Origin of the sequence: Nostoc sp. (assembly GCF_036916575.1) — a bacterium.
Classification (GTDB): domain Bacteria; phylum Cyanobacteriota; class Cyanobacteriia; order Cyanobacteriales; family Nostocaceae; genus Nostoc.
The window spans coordinates 1-17,785 of the sequence record NZ_JBALGC010000023.1 but is presented as its reverse complement, the minus strand read 5'-3'; the positions used below and the strand labels follow the sequence as shown (position 1 = coordinate 17,785).

Sequence of the window (17,785 nt, the reverse complement as noted above, 5' to 3'; positions counted from 1 at the left end):
CTGCAACATTCCTATTCTTAATTTCCTATACTAGGAGAAATAATCCCCCCAATTCCTGTAAACTCAGGTTGCTGGGGGGTTTAAATGTTGCAGCAAAAAGTGAATTAATCTTAGTTAACAACCAATAGGTTAATTTTTAATTAACATTAGGTTAAGGTTGTGTGATATCTACGTTGAGGGTTGCTTCTGTAGTGGAATCACGATGATAAACTCGGCACCTTCTCTTGGTGCTGAAATACACTGAATTTGCCCACAGTGTTTGTTGACAATAATTTGGTAACTAATTGATAACCCCATACCAGTGCCTTTACCCACAGGTTTTGTAGTGAAAAAGGGGTCAAATATGCGTTTGCGTACTTCCTCAGTCATGCCTAGGCCATTGTCGGCAATGCTAATGATTACATGGTCTTTTTGGATGAGGGTGCGAATACAAATCTGGGGAGAAGTCATTTGTCTTTGAGGTTCTGATCGCCAAAAGTCGGCGCTCAGACTTCTGTGTTGGTCATTTATCCTTTGTTCAGTATTGTTTACTAATGACAAATGACTAATGACTAATGACTCTTCAATTGCATCGATCGCATTTGTCAACAGATTCATAAACACCTGATTCATCTGTCCAGCCTGACACACTACTGGTGGTAGATTGCCGTAGTCTCGGATTACTTGAATTTCAAGATGTCCTGGTTTGGCTTTCAGGCGATTTTGCAACAGCAGCAAGGTACTATTAATACCTTCATGAATATCTACTGGCTTTGTGCCGTCTTCATCAAGGCGAGAAAAATTGCGTAAAGATAGGACAATCTGCCGAATGCGTTCGGCTCCCATGTTCATAGAATCCAGGATTTTGGGTAAATCGTACCTGATAAAGTCTAAATCAATGGCGTAGATTTGTTGATCAATCTCTGGTGTTGATGGGCAGTAGTTCTGTTGATAAAGTTCTACCAAGTACAGTAATTCCTTGGTATATTCACGGGCGTGGCTAATATTGCCGTAGATAAAATTGACGGGATTATTGATTTCGTGGGCAATACCTGCAACCAACTGTCCCAAACTGGACATTTTTTCAGTTTGAATCAGTTGCGCTTGGGTTTGTTGAAGTTCTAGCAATGCCGCTTCTAGTTGCTGGGCTTTGTCTTGGGCAGTTTGGGCAGCCATACGACTTTGGGTGTAAAGTTTGGCTTGGTCAATAGCGATCGCTAGTTGAACTGTAACTGCTTGTAATAATTCTACTTCGTTGTCTAGCCAAGGGCGGAAACCACTACAAGAACCACAACTAAATGTGCCAATTTCGCCAGATTGGGTGTGTACGGGCAGCGACATAAAGGCAGTGAAACCAAAATCCTGCAAAAACTGCTGTGCTATGGAATCACCCACAGTCTCAACATCATCAATGCGGATGATTTCTCTATTTAGGGTTTTGGCTGCGATTAATTCGATTTCTGCATTAGTTGCTTGGTCGTTAAGCAGACCAGGTAAAGAGGGACTTTTTGCCTGATATACTCTCTCCCAATAAGGTACATCAGCGTCTTGCCGATACCAAAAAAAGGCGCAGCGATCAATCTGGAATAAGTTGCGAATCTCCTGCACTGCGGTTTCCACAATGTAATTGAGATCTAAGGAAGCTCGAATTTGGCTAGAAAGACGATTGAGGAGTGCTTCTCGCTGGGCACTTTCTCTGAGTGCAACTTCTGCTTGTTTGCGCTTAATCCCAATAGCAATCTCCTGAGCGGCAAATTCCAGTGCTATGAAAGTTGATTCTGTTATCGCTTGGCGGGCAAACATGGCTATCACCCCTACAGTTTCATCTTCAACAATCAAGGGATAGCCCGCAAAGGCGACCATACCCTCTCGCTGTGCCCATTCTTTGTTACCCACGCGCGGATCTGTCTGCACAGAGTTGGTTCGGTGGGGTTTGCCCTCTTCAGCAATCAAACCAATTTTGAATTGACCGACTGGCACACGTTGATGGGGCCCATTAATGTGGGTGTACATCCCAGAACTGACTTGCAACTCCAATACGTTGTCTTGTTTGTTCAGTATCCAGATGCGAGAAAAGGCTGCATCAACATGTTCGACTAAAGCATCGGTGCAACGGTGCATCATGTTCTCTAAGGTGTAACTCTGAGTAAGAGCCGCATCAACATCAGCACGAAAATTCGCTAAACGCGCTCGTTCTGCTAGAGCTTCCTCTGCTTGTTTGCGGTCAGTTGTGTCATAGCAAATACCAACAAAGTTTAAAACATTACCATTGGCGTCTCTAATCGCAGATGAGTTGCTTGTATGCCATGGCCAACTGCCATTTTTATGTTTTACTCGATATTCAATTGCGTCTTGTTTTTCGCCTGTTGTCAAAATTCTTTGGAAATAATCTTCACAAATAAGCACATCGTCAGGATGTATGAAGGAAATTAAAGATTTACCTTCAACCTCTGCAAGTTCATACCCTAAAATATCGGTCAAATTAGGAGAAACGTAGGACAATACCCCTTCAAGAGTCAGTGCAAAAATAATGTCATGGGCGTTTTCAACAATGCTACGAAACTTAGCATCGCTTTCTATTAATGCTGCTTGGATATTGTCGCTAGTGTCGCGGACAAGAACTATGATTTGCTGGTCTGGTAATGGTAATAATCTAGCTTCAAAATTATTCTTCCCTTCAAGTAGCGGTAAGGTATATTCAAAACTAACTTCATATTGAGTTTTAAGTACTTGAGTTATTGCTTGGTGAAAGCGATCGCCTATAACAGTCGGTAGGCATTCTCGCAAACTCTTGCCCTGACAATCTCCTGTTGAAATATAGGAATTCTCTATCTTTCCTGGCATGTAATCCAGGATAGTTCCATCAGCATCAAGACGAAAATATAAATCAGGAAGCAGTTGCAAAATCGCTGCAAATTCTGATGTTTTTTGGCGTAACTGTGCTTCAACTGCTTGGCGTTTTGCAGTTTCGGCTTCTAGTGCTGTTGTTAATTCTGCTGTCTGTTTTTCTTCTGTAACTTCACTTAGGTAGTGAGAAGAATTTGTAGACGCCGAGGAGTTTTCTGTCAGCATAGGTTGGCTTTCTACTATGGACACTTCTGTTATATCCACACAATAACCGATGTAACCGACAAAGCTACTATCTGCTGCGAATCGTGGCGCGGCTATATCTAAAATCCAGCGATATTCGCCATCAGCCCGACGCAGGCGATATTGCCTCTGAAACGAATCATGCGCCGCAAATGCTCTCAGGTATATATCTTCACATCGCTCTCTATCTTCTGGATGCACGCTACAAGTCCAGATATTGCCTATCTCCTCTTCTCGCGCAGATGCAAACCCGCCTGTTGTCATACATCTTCCAGTAAATTTCAGCCAATTTGAATTGAAGTAACAGTAAAGTCCATTGCATCCAGCCATCCAAATCATCAGAGGAGCAGTATCCGCCTGCTGGCAAAATACTTTTTCATCTTGTTGTATTTTTTCCTTTTCGACCATGATTTGGTTAATGTAACTCTGCACCTTTTTAGAAAACACTTCTGCCTGCCTGCTCTGCCTAAATTATTAAGGTAATAGTTTTAAAATATGATTTGTTAATACATGAATATAATTTTAATGGCAACCTGCTATTTATCTTAATACTTTATTTATTTTAATAGGTGCAAAAACTTCTCGCTTAGTGTAAAAAGTTTGAAAAAATTCTGAAGTTAATCTTAATGATAACTTCAAGCTTTATGGGAAAATTTAAACTGATCATGTATCAGGTAACTTGTTTGACTTTGTTTTTTTGTTAAAATCACCTATAATTCATCCAAGCTATGTAATTGATTGCTTAAAAAGCTAATTTAGTTTCACCGAAAATATATGATTCTCTGTGAGGTGTTTACGTTTTTATAATAAATTCCCAATCCTAAATAAACGTGAGTTCGATGAACCTCTCCCTGACTTAAACTAAAGTTCTAAAGTTCAAGTCTGTTCCTCTTCCAGTCGGAGAAGGAAGGTTTTGCATAGTAAAACCTTCTTAGAAGTTTCAATATTTACGCTAATTAGGCGTTTACTACATCAGCCGTCGAACTTAGGTTAAATAATTTCAGTTTTATCGTTTCGGTTATGAAGAATTAAAAAAGAATTTAAAAGCCAGAATTCAGAATCAATATATAGAACTCCTATTTGATTTTTGAACAACTAAGCTGCCTAGAAGCTTGACATACAAAGCTTTCCTTGTCAGTATACTGAGCAAGATTCAAGTAGGATTACTATATCTGTTGCAAATATTTTTTGAATTGGTATTACGTAAACTTTGAATGGTAGCGATCGCATGTTTCGCCACTCGATCAATTTCCTCTTGGGTATTAAACCGTCCAATACCAAACCGCACTGAGGCATAAGCTAGCTCTTGGGGATGTCCTAGTGCTGTGAGAACATGGGAGGGTGCAGTAGTTGCCGAGGAGCAAGCCGAACCAGAAGATACGGCCATTACTGACTGCAATCCTAGCAAAAGTGCGGCTCCATCCACTCCTTCAACACTGATATTCAAGTTTCCCGCCAATCGCTCTTGAGGGTGTCCGTTAAGATGAATTCCTTCAACTTGGGAAAGCTGTTCCCACAAGCTTTGCCTTAACTGGGTGAGGCGTTGGGTTTCTGTTGCTTGTTCTGCCAAAGCGATTTCTACAGCTTTCCCAAAACCGACAATTTGCGGTGTATACAATGTACCAGAACGCATCCCCCGCTCATGTCCTCCGCCATGCTGCTGAGGAGCCAGTTGCACTCTGGGGTTGCGCCTGCGGACGTAGAGCGCCCCAATGCCCTTTGGCCCATATACTTTGTGTGCGGTTAGTGACATCAAGTCAATTTTCATCGCTTGCACATCCAAGGGAATTTTACCAATAGCTTGGGCGGCGTCGGTGTGAAATAGGACTTGGCGATCGCCTCCGGCGGGGCGTAGCCCATCGCGGCACATTTCCCCAATTTCTGCCAAAGGCTGCAACACGCCAATTTCGTTATTTGCAGCCATCACCGATACCAAAATCGTCTCCGGACGGAAAGCTTTTTTTAACTCAGTTAAATCAATCAATCCATCTTTTTGGACAGGGAGAATAGTAATTTCAAAACCGAGAGTTTTTAAATAATTACAAGGATCAATAACTGCACTATGTTCAGTGGCAACAGTAATAATATGCTGACCTTTTTTAAAATAAGCTTCGGCAACACCTTTAATAGCTAAATTATTCGCTTCTGTTGCACCACTTGTAAAAACAATTTCTTCTGGTGTGGCGTTGATTGCTGCCGCTAATATCTCTCGCGTTTGTTTGACAGCAGCTTCCGCTTCCCAGCCGTAAACATGACTAATACTCGATGGGTTGCCAAAGTGTTCTGTGAAGTATGGGAGCATTGCTGCTAGTACCCGTTCATCTACGGGGGTGGTAGCATGGCAATCAAGATAGATAGGGCGAGTAGACATAAATTAACTCAAAATTTGACTCAATTTTTTTAATACACTTAGAACCTGATACAGTTCACTTTTTCGTTTCAAAAGTGTAAATTCATCAGACAAGGCATACTTTGGTATATTTTGTTTAGTCAGTTTTACAAAAATGAAATGACTACCATTCGTTACCAGGGTAAGCGCATCTAATTTTGTAGCTCTTGATACAGATAAAAAGCTTAAAGCTCTATCTAAATATCAATTTTTCATTCAAAATAGGACGAATTTTTGTAAATGATTGAAAAAACATGGTTCCAATAGCTTTTTATGTTTTTTGACCATATAAAGACGAAAATGTCAATCCCACCCCTTGCCTCAGTGTAGTAATTTTGAACTTATTTGTGCTTTGGGTGAACCCCAAAACTACCGTGTCAATAGGGTTTGAGATGCGCTTACCCTGCATTCGTTACCAATCCAAAAGTAGGTTTGTCTTCACTAGGATTGTCCAGCATATAAACAAGTGCTTGGGGTACGGCTTCTAAAATAGAAAAGCTAGACCTTTTAGATTCAATTACTAATAACCAGAATTGTTCTTGAATAACTAAAATGTCAATTTTACCTCTAATAACTTCTCCTTCATCCTCCGCAGAAATTTCTATTGATTGCTCACCTCTCAGATAAAAAGGCTTATCATAAAATCCAGCTAAATTGAGTAAAAGAGATAAAACTACTAATTTCACCGTTTCTTCTGACAGAGGAGGGCGCTTTACTAAACGGAGAAAATGAAGTTTTACTCTGTCTAAATATTGCTTTTCTAAATCTGTAATTTCCGGTAAATTATCAAACCATTCTGTAAAAAATACCTCATCTTCGGCTAGCTGTAGACCAAATCTTTCTTTCAGATAAGCAAGCCCGATATTTTGTGCTTGGATGAATTGAACCATATTGGCTTCAACTGGCGAGAAGTCTAATTTCTTATTTCAATGATAACATTGACAGTTTCCAGATTAGTTTCACGAACCGAGTAACATTTTTGTATTAATTATCAACTTACTTTTTTAAAGAAAAATACTTCTTAGTTGATTTCTTGAGTACTTGAAAGTAAAGTGCAAATATTATTAATGATAATAATATGTAGATAATTGCATAATAAATATTGGTAGAAAGCAAGATTATGAATGGAATGAAAGTAGTTGCAATTGCAAAAAATATTAAAAAAGCAGCAAAAGTAGTTCGATAGCTTTCAATTAGTTTGGTTTCTTTTTCAAGATTAAAATTAAAAACTCTGGAATCATCTACTTCCTTTAGCTCTTTTCTAATTTCTTCCTCATAGCCCTGAAGATTATCTGCAAAAAAAATAATGAAAGATTGCTTAATTAGGTTCCAAAATCCAATGATTGCAACAATTAATAATAAACTTAGAAAACCCAGAAATAGAATTCCACTCCGATCAATCTTTGGATTTGCTAAAACGATTACATCTACAATTGGTTTCCAAAGAGCTATAGTTGCACCGATTACTCCCATTAACTTCAAATCTTCAAAGGCACTCTTGATATATTCTTCAGCTTTCTCATTTAATCGAACATACTCTTTATAGAGATACTCTAATCTTGAATTAGAATCCATACGAACATTCTAGACGACGTTGACTCAATTTTATAGATTCAAATGGTTGAGCGCAAGGTTATAGCAATAAAATACGCAGGGGCAACTATTTTTTCATATAGCTGCTAATTCCTGTAATTTGGTTAAAACTGCCTGGGCATGACCTTTTGCTTTCACATTAGGCCAAGCATAGGCAATAATTTTATTAGGTGAAATTAGGAAGGTTGAGCGAACAACACCCATATATTCTTTGCCCATAAACTTTTTTAAACGCCAAGCGCCGTAGGCTTCTGTCAAAAGATGTTCTGGGTCACTCAAAAGGGTGATTGATAAGTTATGTTTGCTGATAAATTTACAATGGGACTTACCCAAATCTGGACTCACGCCCAAGATTTTTGCTCCCAGTTCGCTGAAGTCTTGATACAACTCGGTGAAATCTTTCGCTTCGGTGGTACAACCGGGTGTGTCATCTTTGGGGTAGAAGTAGAGGACAACCCACTGAGTGCTGAGGTCGTCGAGAGTGACTGAATTACCATTTTGGTCAGGAGTGGAGAAATCTGCGGCTGGTTGTCCGGCTTTGGGAATGTTGCTCATGATGGGGGTGTGAGAGATTGCAATCGCTTTAGAATTGTACATATGTTGAGCGATCGCATCTCATTCATCAGTAGCGATCGCTTTAGAATTTTACCTAGATTGAGCGAGTAATCTGATTTACTCTTGTGATGAATTTCTCGGCAATGTTCAGATTGGTGTAAATAGGGCTGTGTTCTAAATTTGAAGCTATTGTATTCGCCACACTTTCATTGTAGAGTCCCGACTACCGCTAACTAGGGTTTGTCCGTCTGGGCTAAATACCAAAGAAACAGCATCTGAATGCCCAGTGAGAGTATAAATTTCTTCACCAGTGCTTAAATTCCAAAGTTTAATCTTTTCGTCACTACTACCAATACCAAAGTCTGCCCATCTGGACTTATTGCCACAGAATTGACAGCACCTAAATGCCCAGTAAGGGTAAAATTTTCTTCTTTATAATAAGGATTTAACCTACAGGTATTTTTGTTTATCTATTCTCACCCTTCAAAGTTCACATGACTAAAGATATGCAACGCGAATTTACCAACCGCGACGAGTTGGTAGCCTACCTCCGCGAACAATTCCCAGATGCAGCAGAACGCGATGACCACATCAGCGAAACTCTGGGAGGACGCAAAGCAGCACAAGAAGCGCTGCAAAAAATCGACCCAGTAGGCTACGCGCAAACACGTAATTTTTTCACAGGTGCGGTCACACGACTTTCGCCTTACATCCGCTATGGAGTTTTGAGTTTGCGAGAAATTCGAGATTATGTCCTTGAACAAGTACAGCACCAAAACGATGCTACGAAACTAATTAACGAGTTAGGCTGGCGCGACTACTGGCAACGATTGTATATAAAGTTAGGGGATGGAATCTGGAAAGACCAGGAAGAGTACAAAACTGGTTACACTGTGGGTGAATATACACCGGAATTGCCGCAAGATATCAGACAAGGAATCACAGGCAGAGTTTGCATCGACAGCTTTAGCCGTGACTTGAAAGAAACTGGCTATCTACATAACCACGCCCGGATGTGGCTAGCGGCTTACATTGTCCATTGGCGGCGTATTCGTTGGCAAGCAGGAGCCAAGTGGTTTCTCGAACACCTTTTAGATGGAGATCCTGCTAGCAATAATATGTCATGGCAGTGGGTTGCCAGCACCTTTAGTCATAAACCGTATTTTTTCAACCGTGAAAACTTAGAACGCTACACCAAAAGCGTTTATTGCCAGAAATGTCCGCTTTACGGTCATTGTGATTTTGAAGGTAGTTATGAAGAATTAGAACAGCGACTTTTTCCCAAAGGGGAATTTAGTAAACAAGCCAATAGCCAAAGTTGGCAGCGTGGGAAGAAGCGGCGCTAAGTACAAGTTTTACATAAAATCCTAGCGTTTTTAAATGTAGAGGGATGCATTGGCATTGTAGAGGGATACATTGGCATTGTAGAGGGATGCATTGGCATTGTAGAGGGACACATTGGCATTGCAGAGGGATGCATTGGCATTGTAAAGGGACGCATTGGCATTGCTATTGCTAAATTTAATTCGCTACGAATTAATGAAATGCTGTATTAAGATTTTTTGCCTTTTAACAGGAAACAAAACCAAAATCTAATGAGTAAACCAATTGTTTGGGTACATGGAGATTGCCTCAGTCCATACAACCCTGTACTGCAAAAATACTCCGATACCCCAGCTATCTGGGTTTGGGACGAGGCTTTGATAAAAGAATGGCAACTGAGTCTCAAACGCCTTGCTTTCATCTACGAATGCTTGCTAGAGTTACCCGTTATTATCCGTCGTGGTGATGTGGCACAAGAAATTTTAGCTTTTGCTCAAGAACATGATGCGAATTTAGTCGTCACAGCCGACAGTCCCAGTCCCCGGTTTGATGATATCTGCAATCAAATGGAGGGTTCTATTGCAGTGGAAGTCTTAGAGGTAGAACCATTTTTTGACTATGACGGCTATATTGACCTGAAGCGGTTCTCGCGCTATTGGAAAGTGGCTCAAAATTATGTTTTTGAATAGCCCAATTGTAAAATTGTAATGTCTGGCGATCGCTTCTTGTACTAGTCATAAGATTGTGTTCTAAATAATTTAGGTTCTTAGATTTCTTGCTCTGAATAGCTTGATGAACTACGGCTAACTATGTCAGTGTGAGTTCGACAAACCTCTCCCTGCCTTGAACTATCGTTCAAGTCTATCCCTCTCCGATTCGGAGGAGGGAGGGTTTTGCGTAGTAAAACCAGGAAGAGGTTTTTTATTAAGTTAATTAGGCAGTTACTACATGAGCTGTCGAACTCACGTCTTTGGGCGTGGATAGGTTAATTCAAAATATGAAGTATTAAATTTTATGACTACCTGATTGTGCTAAATTATTAAAGCTTGGAGTTGGGAAACTCCGGTTAAATTCCGGGACTGTGCCGCAGCTGTGATGGGATCACCCAAGTCAGAATGCCAACTCTCAAGATGTTCTCAGGATACACTCACCGTCTACTCCCTGCGTTGCACGGGGAAGGAGTTCCAAGTTTGCTTTCTGGATTTGCCACTTGTCCTGGCTTGTTTTATCCTACACCCGCCGCAGATGGTATATTATCTCGGATTAGAATACCGGGTGGAATTATTAGTAGTCAGCAGTGCCGTGCGATCGCAGATATAGCAGAACAGCACGGTGGCGGCTATGTGGATGTGACTAATCGAGCTAACCTGCAAGTCCGTGAAATCCGCACGGGGATAAATGCTGAGGTTCTGAAGTACCTACAGGATATGGGATTAGGTTCTCGCAATCCTGTTGTAGACCACATCCGCAATATTATGACCAGTCCAACTGCTGGTATCGACCCGCAGGAATTAATCGACACTCGCCCTTTTATCCAAGGTTGGGATGATTATATTGCTGCACATCCGGCGCTTTCGGGACTGTCGGCAAAATTTAGCGTTTGCTTTGATGGTGGTGGGATAATTCGGGTGGGCGATCGCTTGAATGATATCGCGTTTGTCGCTGTCTTAGTTGACGATAATGTTTACTTTCGCCTTTATCTCAGTGTAGGCGCAAAGGGTCAACCGCCTAGCGATATGGGAATTTTGTTACCACCAAAGCAATGTTTGCCCGTCTTGGCAGCTTTGGCAGAGGTCTATCTAGTTCATAGCAATACTACGAGTAAGCGTCGGTTACGTCTTTTAGAGTTATTGAATACTTTGGGTTGTGAAAACTATCTCCAGGAAGTTGAGCAGCGTCTACCTTTTTCTGTTTTGTGCAATCAAATAAGAGAAGACCTAACCCCTCAACCCCCTTCCCTAATAAGAAAGGGGAAGGAATTCTCCCCTCTCCTTGCAAAAGAGAGGTTGGGGGAGCGGTCAGATGCTAAATATCAGCACATTGGCATCCACCCCCAACGTCAGCAAGGCTTATTTTACATTGGTGTCGTCTTGCCCCTTGGGCGATTGGAGAGTAGACAGATGCGGGGTTTGGCAGATTTAGCAACAAAATACGGTAGTGGCACTCTCAGGCTAACCCCCTGGCAAAACTTGCTCCTCACAGATATTCCTCAGCAATGGGTTGGCGATGTCCAGCGAGAAATTGCTTTCTTAGGATTAGATTCTTCAGCAACCAACATCAAGGGTGCATTAGTTGCCTGTTCTGGCAAAAAGGGTTGCGCCGCTTCTGCCACGGACACCAAGGATCATGCCTTGGCATTCGCAAAGTATCTTGAAACTCGCGTCACTCTGGATTGTCCAGTTAATATCCACTTCAGCGGCTGCGAAAAATCTTGCGCCCAGCATAGCAAGAGTGATATTACTCTGCTCGGTGTCAGCATTCAGGCTGACAATGGAACTGTGGAGGGCTATCACGTTTATGTTGGTGACAGCAAGCAGAAATTCGGACGTGAAATATATCAATATGTGACTTTTGCTGAACTACCTGCATTAATAGAGCGGATGCTATATGTATATAAAATTCAACGCTTAAATTCTGATGAGTCCTTTGGGAAATTTGCTAATCGATATGCGATCGCCCAATTACAGCAGTTATTTAATAATATTCCTAATAGAACTTACACTAGAACTCTCTGAAACTTTTGTTCCTACCCTGCGGAAAGCCGCTGCTGCATCTATGTGTCCTACCCTGCGGTCAGCCACTTCTCTAGGAGACGCTCCGCGTAGCTTGCTTCTCCGTAGGAGTATGTGTCTACGCGTCCTTTGCGGTAGCCTGCGGCAAGCCGCTTTGCGTCTACGTTTTTTGATGATTTTGCCTAAGTCCAGCCTAAATCATTCGTGAACAATAAAATTCCCGACTTTTTAGAGAAGTCAGGAATCTTAGCCTTTCGATTTTCATCGGTCAATCCCAAATCTAAAATCCCAAATTGAATGCCCGACTACATCCGAGATGCCAACGAAATTTACCGTAATTCCTTTGCAATCATCCGGTCAGAAGCAAACCTAGATGTGCTGCCATCAGATGTAGCAAAAGTTGCTGTGCGTCTCATTCATGCCTGTGGGATGACGGATATTGTCACTGACTTAGGATATTCATCAACAGCAGTACAATCCGCAAGGGCAGCACTAGCAGCAGGAGCGCCAATTCTGTGCGATTGCCGGATGGTTGCCGAAGGCGTCACCAGGCGGCGGTTGTCTGCAAATAATCAAGTTATCTGTACTCTCAATAATCCAGAAGTGCCAAAAATTGCCCAGCGTATGGGTACTACAAGGTCGGCGGCAGCTTTAGAATTATGGCGATCGCACCTAGAGGGCGCAGTAATCGCAATTGGCAATGCGCCCACAGCACTGTTCCGACTGTTAGAAATGCTCGATGAAGTAGCTCACAAACCTGCTATTATCTTAGGCTTTCCAGTGGGGTTTGTTGGTGCAGCGGAATCGAAAGCCGCACTGGCAGCAGACAGCAGAAATGTACCATTTTTGACCTTACATGGTCGGCGCGGTGGAAGTGCGATCGCGGCAGCAGCAGTTAACGCCTTGGCAACGGAGAAAGAATAAATATGAAAACCAAAGGTCGTCTCTATGGAATTGGTGTCGGCCCAGGCGATCCAGAACTATTGACCCTGAAAGCGCTGCGGCTATTACGTGCGGCTCCCGTGGTTGCCTATCAATCAGCAAAAGGTAAAGAGAGTATTGCTAGAGCGATCGTGGCGCAGTATCTTCCTGGCAATCAAATCGAGGTGCTATTTCACCTCCCTCGCGCTTTGGAGCCAGAAAAGGCAAAGTCTATTTATGATCAAGAAATTCAACCAATCGCCGACCATTTAGCAGATGGTCGAGATGTCGTGGTGCTGTGCGAAGGTGATCCATTTTTCTATGGCTCGTTCATGTACCTGTTCACGCGGTTATCTGACCAATACCAAACAGAAGTTGTCCCTGGAGTTTCCTCACTGATGGCTTGTCCGGTAGCCTTGGGTGTACCTTTCACCTACTACACCGATATTCTCACCGTCCTACCCGCCCCACTGCCAGCAGAAGAACTGACTACACATCTGCTGATGACCGACGCCGCCGCAATTATGAAGCTGGGTCGTCACTTTACCAAAGTGCGGGATATTTTGCATAAATTAGGGCTAGCATCACGGGCAAGATATATTGAGCGGGCATCAATGTCACAGCAACGCATTTTACCCATAGATGAAGTTGATCCAGCCGAAGTACCCTATTTCTCGATGATTGTGATTCCCACTAAGAATCGACTATAGTCCTTTGATCAATAGTCAGCCTTGACTAATAGAATAACCTCCTGGCAGATTAAACCAGGAGAGTTGAAAAAAATTGATTCGATTCATCTTTACAAGCGTTGTAGCAAGTTCAAACCGTGCGTATCAGTACCACAGGTATTGAAAAGAAAGTATTCATCAGCCAACTTTTGCACTTGTGCTGATTCCAATATGCTGGGTTGCCAGGGGTTAGGGTTATTGTAGGCGTAGAAAGTTTCCACACCATCGATACCCTTTTGGGCGGCAGCTGGAATTAAGTCGAAATGCGATCGCTTGTAACGAGCTGGATGAGCCAGAACTGCCAATCCCCCAGCTTCATGAATAGCAGCAATCACGTTATTTGCCTGATATTCTTGGCCTGTAGTCGCCCTTCTTTGCAGATAGGGTTTGATACTAGGGTGTTCTGGTGCAAAAGCGTAAGCTAAAATATGAACTTCTATATCCAAAAGGTTGGCATTGATTTCCACGCCACTCCACACGTAAGGAGTGCTTGCACCAGGATTATTCCACTTCCAGTCTTCTAACCAAGCAAGGGCAGCTTGATAGCCGATAATACCATGATGGTCGGTAATCGCTAACCCTTTTAGCCCAATAGCGATCGCCTGCTCCATCAATCTACTCGGCTGCAACCTCCCATCCGAGTAGAGAGTGTGCATATGAAAGTTGAATAACCTCGGACAGCTATGTGCATCAATATTCTGGAATACTTGCTTCAAAAGTTCTGCCGAAGCAGTAGTCTGGGCCAAATTTACAGCCATAACTCCCTCTGAATAAAAATATATACTTTTAACACACTAAAACCCCACACCTACAGATGAGAAAGACCCAGACCCAGCACTAAAAATTAGTGTTGACGGCTACTTTCTCAGCTTTTTCAGCAAATTTTTCAATATGTTAAGACTACGTTAGCAAATCTTAACCTCAGTATTTATATGTGTTTTATACGACTTTATATTCAAGTAGTAATAAATAATGCATCCAAAATTTCATAAATACGCCTATAGCATCTGTGGTAAATGACTTAGAGACTAAAGGTTTAGTCAAGTAATTATCTCTAATCAGCCGTAAATACTACTCTATTTTGTGTGTAAAAATTATCAATTACCTCAGTAATTACAGCTTTTATCTACTCATAAGTAAAAATATTCTGTGATTGAAAATAGATAATTATCTACAATAGCTCGAAGAAAACTGGCGATCGCTTGTGAATCACTATACTCCTCGCGCAATTCCAAAAGAATCTCCCTTCAAGGTGACTCCAAGGGGTTCTACCACTACCTCGCGGGTGAGGGACGCTTCAACCCTTCCGGCAATCACAGCCGTAAGCTTATGTTCTCTTGCGAGGATAACAATTTTCTCTGCATCCTGCTGTGACTCTGTATAGAATGCAAATCCTGCTCCGTAATTAAACACGGAAAGCATCGTCGCTGCCCCGCCTTCAAGATGACCTTCGACAAACGTAAATATCTCCGGCACTGGGAGCATCGTTTCGATGACGTACCGGAGCGGCTTCACCGATCGCATCAGCTTCTGCCATCCATGACCAGTGATGTTCTCCATCGTGGTGGGACGAATTCCCTCGCCAAGTACCGCCTGCACAAGCGGCGTGTAGAGATATGACGCGGTATTCATCGCTTCCCAGAACTCCTGCCCACTTGGAAGTTTTGTTCTGTAGCCATCAGGGAGAGACTCGGCGAGCTTTCGCATTGGGGTAAAGCCGTTCTCATGGGGCCCCGAACTCTCGACGAGAACAATGGTATTTCCGGCATCCAGACGCGAGCTATCAATGGGAGCAACACCAGGCGGCATAACCCCAAAAACCGAGCCGCCGATGTCAAGCCGGCCTGGAATCATCTTAGTTTTTAGTTGAGGAGTTTCCCCGGAGAGGTACACACACCCGACTCGTTTGCACCCCTCAACTACTCCATCCAGAAACCCATCAAGGAAGGCGGGAGTAAAAATCGTTTCAGGAGTACTTGACGGCAGATATAAACCGAGAAGTATAGTCTGCATACCTGAGGTTGCGGCATCATTCGTAAGACACGAGATGATCTTGATACCAATGTTCCACCAGAATCGTCGAAGCTCTTCTTCACTGAGGTCGTCAGGCCGCGTATCGTCTGCGGTGCCCAGTCCTTCGGGGACAAGTGTCATAGAAAGTTCTCTAGCCCCCGTCTCCAGAAACGGAGCGAGGTTGAAGCTGAAAGCGTTAGCGCTTGCTCCCAGACCAGACGCAGGCACGATGCCATAAGCGCTTGCAAAGCCAAGTGTGCGTTTTGCGGCATCGATGAAGCGTCGTTTTGCGGCATCGAGAGTATTGTAATCGACTTGATCGAGAGCTTGAGCCATCAGGTTGGGTTTTAAGTTAAAAGTGAGAAGTGAGAAGTTAAGAGTTAGGAAAACTCATAACTCCTGTACAGACGTGATTAATCGCGTCTCTACTCATAACTCCTCACTTTAAAATACCTCATCTTCAATACCACGCCACCATTCCCCCAAATTCATCAAGTCTTGGTAAATATCTTCTAATTCTTTGGTGTAGACATCATTTGTAAGAGTGGCTCGACGCTCTTGCAATTTCTTGAGGCGTAGTTGTACCAATAGCCAAGGTTTAGTGATGCTATTAGTTACTTCGATATATTGCGCTAGTTCTTTACTATCCATATGTTTATATTTTGATTTTAATCTCACTCATGACAATGGGGATTAGGGACTGGAGATAAAGGATAAATTTTCTGCTTCCCCTTCCCCTGCTCTCCCATCCCGCTAACGAGCAACCAAAAGCAGCCACAATACTAGTACTTTGTCAAGCTAGTTTTCAGGGTTTGTAATAAGGACTTTAGTGCTTAGAAAATAAGGACTAAAGTCCTTACTCCGAAGTTGTTTACCCATCAATCTAAACTTAACAGACTACTAGTCGTGACTGCTGACAAGATTGGTAAATTAACTGCTTGTTTCTACTTTACACATCTGCCACAAGCCACGCAGACGCAAAGCAGCTTGCCAAAAGGCATCACAGCCAGTTCAAAATTGGCCATTTATTAAGCTTTAGCCAAATTTTCAGCAACAAAATCCCAGTTCACCAACTGTTCTAGGAAGTTCTTGATGAACGCCGGACGTGCATTTCTGTAGTCAATGTAATAAGCATGTTCCCAAACATCCAAGGTTAGGAGTGCCTTCTGTCCATGAGCTAGGGGATTTTCTGCATTTGGTGTTTTAATCACCTTCAGCGTACCACCATCATCAATCAACCAAGACCATCCACTGCCGAATTGAGTTGTAGCTGCATTAGAAAATTCTTCCTTGAATTTGTCGAAGCTACCGAAGTCCTTATCAATCTTGGCTGCAACTTCACCAGTGGGTGCGCCGCCACCTGCGGGTTTCAAAGAATTCCAGAAGAAGGTGTGGTTCCAAACTTGAGCAGCGTTGTTAAAGATTCCCGCCTTAGAGGAGTCTTTAAAGGAAATTTTGATCACTTCTTCCAGAGACTTATCAGCAAGTTCAGTACCTTCAGTGAGCTTGTTGAGGTTGTCTACATAAGCTTTGTGATGCTTGCCATAGTGATACTCGAAAGTCTCAGCTTTCATGCCATAAGGCTCTAGAGCATTCTTGTCAAAGGGTAGTGGTTCTTGTACAAATGCCATTGTGTGAAATCCTCTCTTTATCGGTTTCCAGTTGAAAGCTATTGCAGAAGCTTAGAAAATTAGCAGCTTTTGTTTTTGAGAGTTTTATGTCTTTCATTCTGGAACATAAAACTTAGCATCGTCATTCTACTACCAAAATGAAACGAAAAACAAAGTCTTTCTCTAATAAGTAAAATAAGTTAAATCGCTCGTATACAATTACTATAAATAAAAATGGCTAATAGTTTATATCTAAAGACATATATTACAATCTGATTTGAAACACATCAATCGCAAAGCTTATATTTTGGAATTCTCTTAGTAAGTGGCAGACTTCTTAGTTCAGAAATAATTCAGGAGTGCTATGACAATTGGTATTAAGTAATCAAAAGCAGCAATTAAAGCTTTTAAACTTCTACCTTTAGTAAGATTAATTGCTATTTAAATAATCAGTCTAAGGCTGGATGAATTAATTTTAAAAGAAGTTATTATTTAATTGGCTAAATTTTATTTAACTGGAGTTTAGACTAGTTCTCGGTGCGAAACTCTTTTTGGTTTAAAGTTGACTTTCATTAAGCTGAGATAGTTGAGAACAAACAACAGTTTTTTTGGGAATGACTGCTAAGTTTCGACTTCGCTATGTCAATACCGTGATAGTGCATTTGTTCTATTTTGCGTTTTGCACCGGAAACTAGTTTAAACTCCAGTTTTGAGAAAATCGCCAAAATTCGCCAAGAGTATGAAAACTAAAGTGACTGGGAGCATCTCACTTTTGCAAAAATATCAGGTAGTAAGTTGACCATTGAGATAAGCAGAGCGAAGTTGTAGCATCCGAGGTACGTTTTCTAATTT

15 protein-coding genes and 1 riboswitch are annotated in these 17,785 nt (G+C 42.1%); of the genes, 5 read left to right on the top strand and 10 right to left on the bottom strand.

Annotation, left to right across the window (positions count from 1 at the left end; all coding sequences use genetic code 11):
• Positions 1-168 precede the first annotated feature (168 nt).
• The 6 genes from V7L29_RS06690 to V7L29_RS06665 all read right to left on the bottom strand — a co-directional run bounded on the left by V7L29_RS06690 (position 169) and on the right by V7L29_RS06665 (position 7,870).
• On the bottom strand, positions 169-3,477 hold the full coding sequence (locus tag V7L29_RS06690) for a PAS domain S-box protein (protein ID WP_334734951.1): 3,309 nt from the start codon (positions 3,475-3,477) through the stop codon (positions 169-171).
• A 745-nt stretch (positions 3,478-4,222) separates the two neighbouring features.
• A complete protein-coding gene (locus V7L29_RS06685) occupies positions 4,223-5,440 on the bottom strand; it encodes a cysteine desulfurase family protein (protein ID WP_334734934.1) in 1,218 nt (405 codons plus the stop codon).
• A gap of 416 nt (positions 5,441-5,856) precedes the next feature.
• Positions 5,857-6,348 carry a restriction endonuclease subunit R gene (locus V7L29_RS06680; RefSeq protein ID WP_442944145.1) on the bottom strand — a complete coding sequence of 164 codons (492 nt, stop codon included), beginning with the start codon at positions 6,346-6,348 and terminating at the stop codon, positions 5,857-5,859.
• 106 nt (positions 6,349-6,454) lie between these two features.
• On the bottom strand, positions 6,455-7,033 hold the full coding sequence (locus tag V7L29_RS06675) for a hypothetical protein (RefSeq protein WP_334734933.1): 579 nt from the start codon (positions 7,031-7,033) through the stop codon (positions 6,455-6,457).
• 93 nt (positions 7,034-7,126) lie between these two features.
• Positions 7,127-7,606 (bottom strand): thioredoxin-dependent thiol peroxidase, encoded by a 480-nt coding sequence (bcp, locus tag V7L29_RS06670; protein ID WP_334734932.1) that lies wholly within the window; start codon positions 7,604-7,606, stop codon positions 7,127-7,129.
• Between the two features lie 186 nt (positions 7,607-7,792).
• The gene (locus tag V7L29_RS06665) at positions 7,793-7,870 is read right to left on the bottom strand and encodes a WD40 repeat domain-containing protein (RefSeq protein ID WP_334734950.1); all 78 of its coding nucleotides are present in this window, start codon (positions 7,868-7,870) and stop codon (positions 7,793-7,795) included.
• A gap of 230 nt (positions 7,871-8,100) precedes the next feature.
• Between V7L29_RS06665 and V7L29_RS06660 the strand changes: the two genes are divergently transcribed.
• From V7L29_RS06660 to V7L29_RS06640, 5 genes are all read left to right on the top strand, one after another.
• Positions 8,101-8,952: an FAD-binding domain-containing protein gene (locus V7L29_RS06660; protein ID WP_334734931.1), complete on the top strand. Its 852-nt coding sequence runs from the start codon at positions 8,101-8,103 to the stop codon at positions 8,950-8,952.
• Between the two features lie 249 nt (positions 8,953-9,201).
• On the top strand, positions 9,202-9,618 hold the full coding sequence (locus V7L29_RS06655; protein ID WP_334692110.1) for a hypothetical protein: 417 nt from the start codon (positions 9,202-9,204) through the stop codon (positions 9,616-9,618).
• 320 nt (positions 9,619-9,938) lie between these two features.
• Positions 9,939-10,070, top strand: a riboswitch (cobalamin riboswitch).
• Complete coding sequence (gene cobG / locus V7L29_RS06650; protein WP_334734930.1) at positions 10,045-11,664, top strand: precorrin-3B synthase; 1,620 nt, start codon at positions 10,045-10,047, stop codon at positions 11,662-11,664. It overlaps the preceding riboswitch by 26 nt.
• 294 nt (positions 11,665-11,958) lie before the next feature.
• On the top strand, positions 11,959-12,585 hold the full coding sequence (locus tag V7L29_RS06645; RefSeq protein WP_334734929.1) for a precorrin-8X methylmutase: 627 nt from the start codon (positions 11,959-11,961) through the stop codon (positions 12,583-12,585).
• A gap of 2 nt (positions 12,586-12,587) precedes the next feature.
• Positions 12,588-13,292 carry a precorrin-2 C(20)-methyltransferase gene (locus V7L29_RS06640; protein WP_334734928.1) on the top strand — a complete coding sequence of 235 codons (705 nt, stop codon included), beginning with the start codon at positions 12,588-12,590 and terminating at the stop codon, positions 13,290-13,292.
• Between the two features lie 89 nt (positions 13,293-13,381).
• Here the strand turns inward: V7L29_RS06640 and V7L29_RS06635 are convergent, their stop codons facing one another.
• From V7L29_RS06635 to V7L29_RS06620, 4 genes are all read right to left on the bottom strand, one after another.
• Positions 13,382-14,068: a PHP domain-containing protein gene (locus V7L29_RS06635; protein ID WP_334734927.1), complete on the bottom strand. Its 687-nt coding sequence runs from the start codon at positions 14,066-14,068 to the stop codon at positions 13,382-13,384.
• Between the two features lie 454 nt (positions 14,069-14,522).
• A complete protein-coding gene (locus tag V7L29_RS06630; RefSeq protein ID WP_334734926.1) occupies positions 14,523-15,659 on the bottom strand; it encodes an AIR synthase related protein in 1,137 nt (378 codons plus the stop codon).
• A 108-nt stretch (positions 15,660-15,767) separates the two neighbouring features.
• On the bottom strand, positions 15,768-15,974 hold the full coding sequence (locus V7L29_RS06625) for a hypothetical protein (RefSeq protein ID WP_334693659.1): 207 nt from the start codon (positions 15,972-15,974) through the stop codon (positions 15,768-15,770).
• A 377-nt stretch (positions 15,975-16,351) separates the two neighbouring features.
• Positions 16,352-16,954: a superoxide dismutase gene (locus tag V7L29_RS06620; RefSeq protein ID WP_334693660.1), complete on the bottom strand. Its 603-nt coding sequence runs from the start codon at positions 16,952-16,954 to the stop codon at positions 16,352-16,354.
• Between the last annotated feature and the right edge of the window lie 831 nt (positions 16,955-17,785).

What these genes read in the sequence shown, in the direction of transcription:
- V7L29_RS06690 (WP_334734951.1), bottom strand. Translation starts at nt 3,477, where the DNA reads ATGGTCGAAAAGGAAAAAATACAACAAGATGAAAAAGTATTTTGCCAG.
- V7L29_RS06685 (WP_334734934.1), bottom strand. Translation starts at nt 5,440, where the DNA reads ATGTCTACTCGCCCTATCTATCTTGATTGCCATGCTACCACCCCCGTA.
- V7L29_RS06680 (WP_442944145.1), bottom strand. Translation starts at nt 6,348, where the DNA reads ATGGTTCAATTCATCCAAGCACAAAATATCGGGCTTGCTTATCTGAAA.
- V7L29_RS06675 (WP_334734933.1), bottom strand. Translation starts at nt 7,033, where the DNA reads ATGGATTCTAATTCAAGATTAGAGTATCTCTATAAAGAGTATGTTCGA.
- bcp (WP_334734932.1), bottom strand. Translation starts at nt 7,606, where the DNA reads ATGAGCAACATTCCCAAAGCCGGACAACCAGCCGCAGATTTCTCCACT.
- V7L29_RS06660 (WP_334734931.1), top strand. Translation starts at nt 8,101, where the DNA reads ATGACTAAAGATATGCAACGCGAATTTACCAACCGCGACGAGTTGGTA.
- V7L29_RS06655 (WP_334692110.1), top strand. Translation starts at nt 9,202, where the DNA reads ATGAGTAAACCAATTGTTTGGGTACATGGAGATTGCCTCAGTCCATAC.
- cobG (WP_334734930.1), top strand. Translation starts at nt 10,045, where the DNA reads ATGCCAACTCTCAAGATGTTCTCAGGATACACTCACCGTCTACTCCCT.
- V7L29_RS06645 (WP_334734929.1), top strand. Translation starts at nt 11,959, where the DNA reads ATGCCCGACTACATCCGAGATGCCAACGAAATTTACCGTAATTCCTTT.
- V7L29_RS06640 (WP_334734928.1), top strand. Translation starts at nt 12,588, where the DNA reads ATGAAAACCAAAGGTCGTCTCTATGGAATTGGTGTCGGCCCAGGCGAT.
- V7L29_RS06635 (WP_334734927.1), bottom strand. Translation starts at nt 14,068, where the DNA reads ATGGCTGTAAATTTGGCCCAGACTACTGCTTCGGCAGAACTTTTGAAG.
- V7L29_RS06630 (WP_334734926.1), bottom strand. Translation starts at nt 15,659, where the DNA reads ATGGCTCAAGCTCTCGATCAAGTCGATTACAATACTCTCGATGCCGCA.
- V7L29_RS06625 (WP_334693659.1), bottom strand. Translation starts at nt 15,974, where the DNA reads ATGGATAGTAAAGAACTAGCGCAATATATCGAAGTAACTAATAGCATC.
- V7L29_RS06620 (WP_334693660.1), bottom strand. Translation starts at nt 16,954, where the DNA reads ATGGCATTTGTACAAGAACCACTACCCTTTGACAAGAATGCTCTAGAG.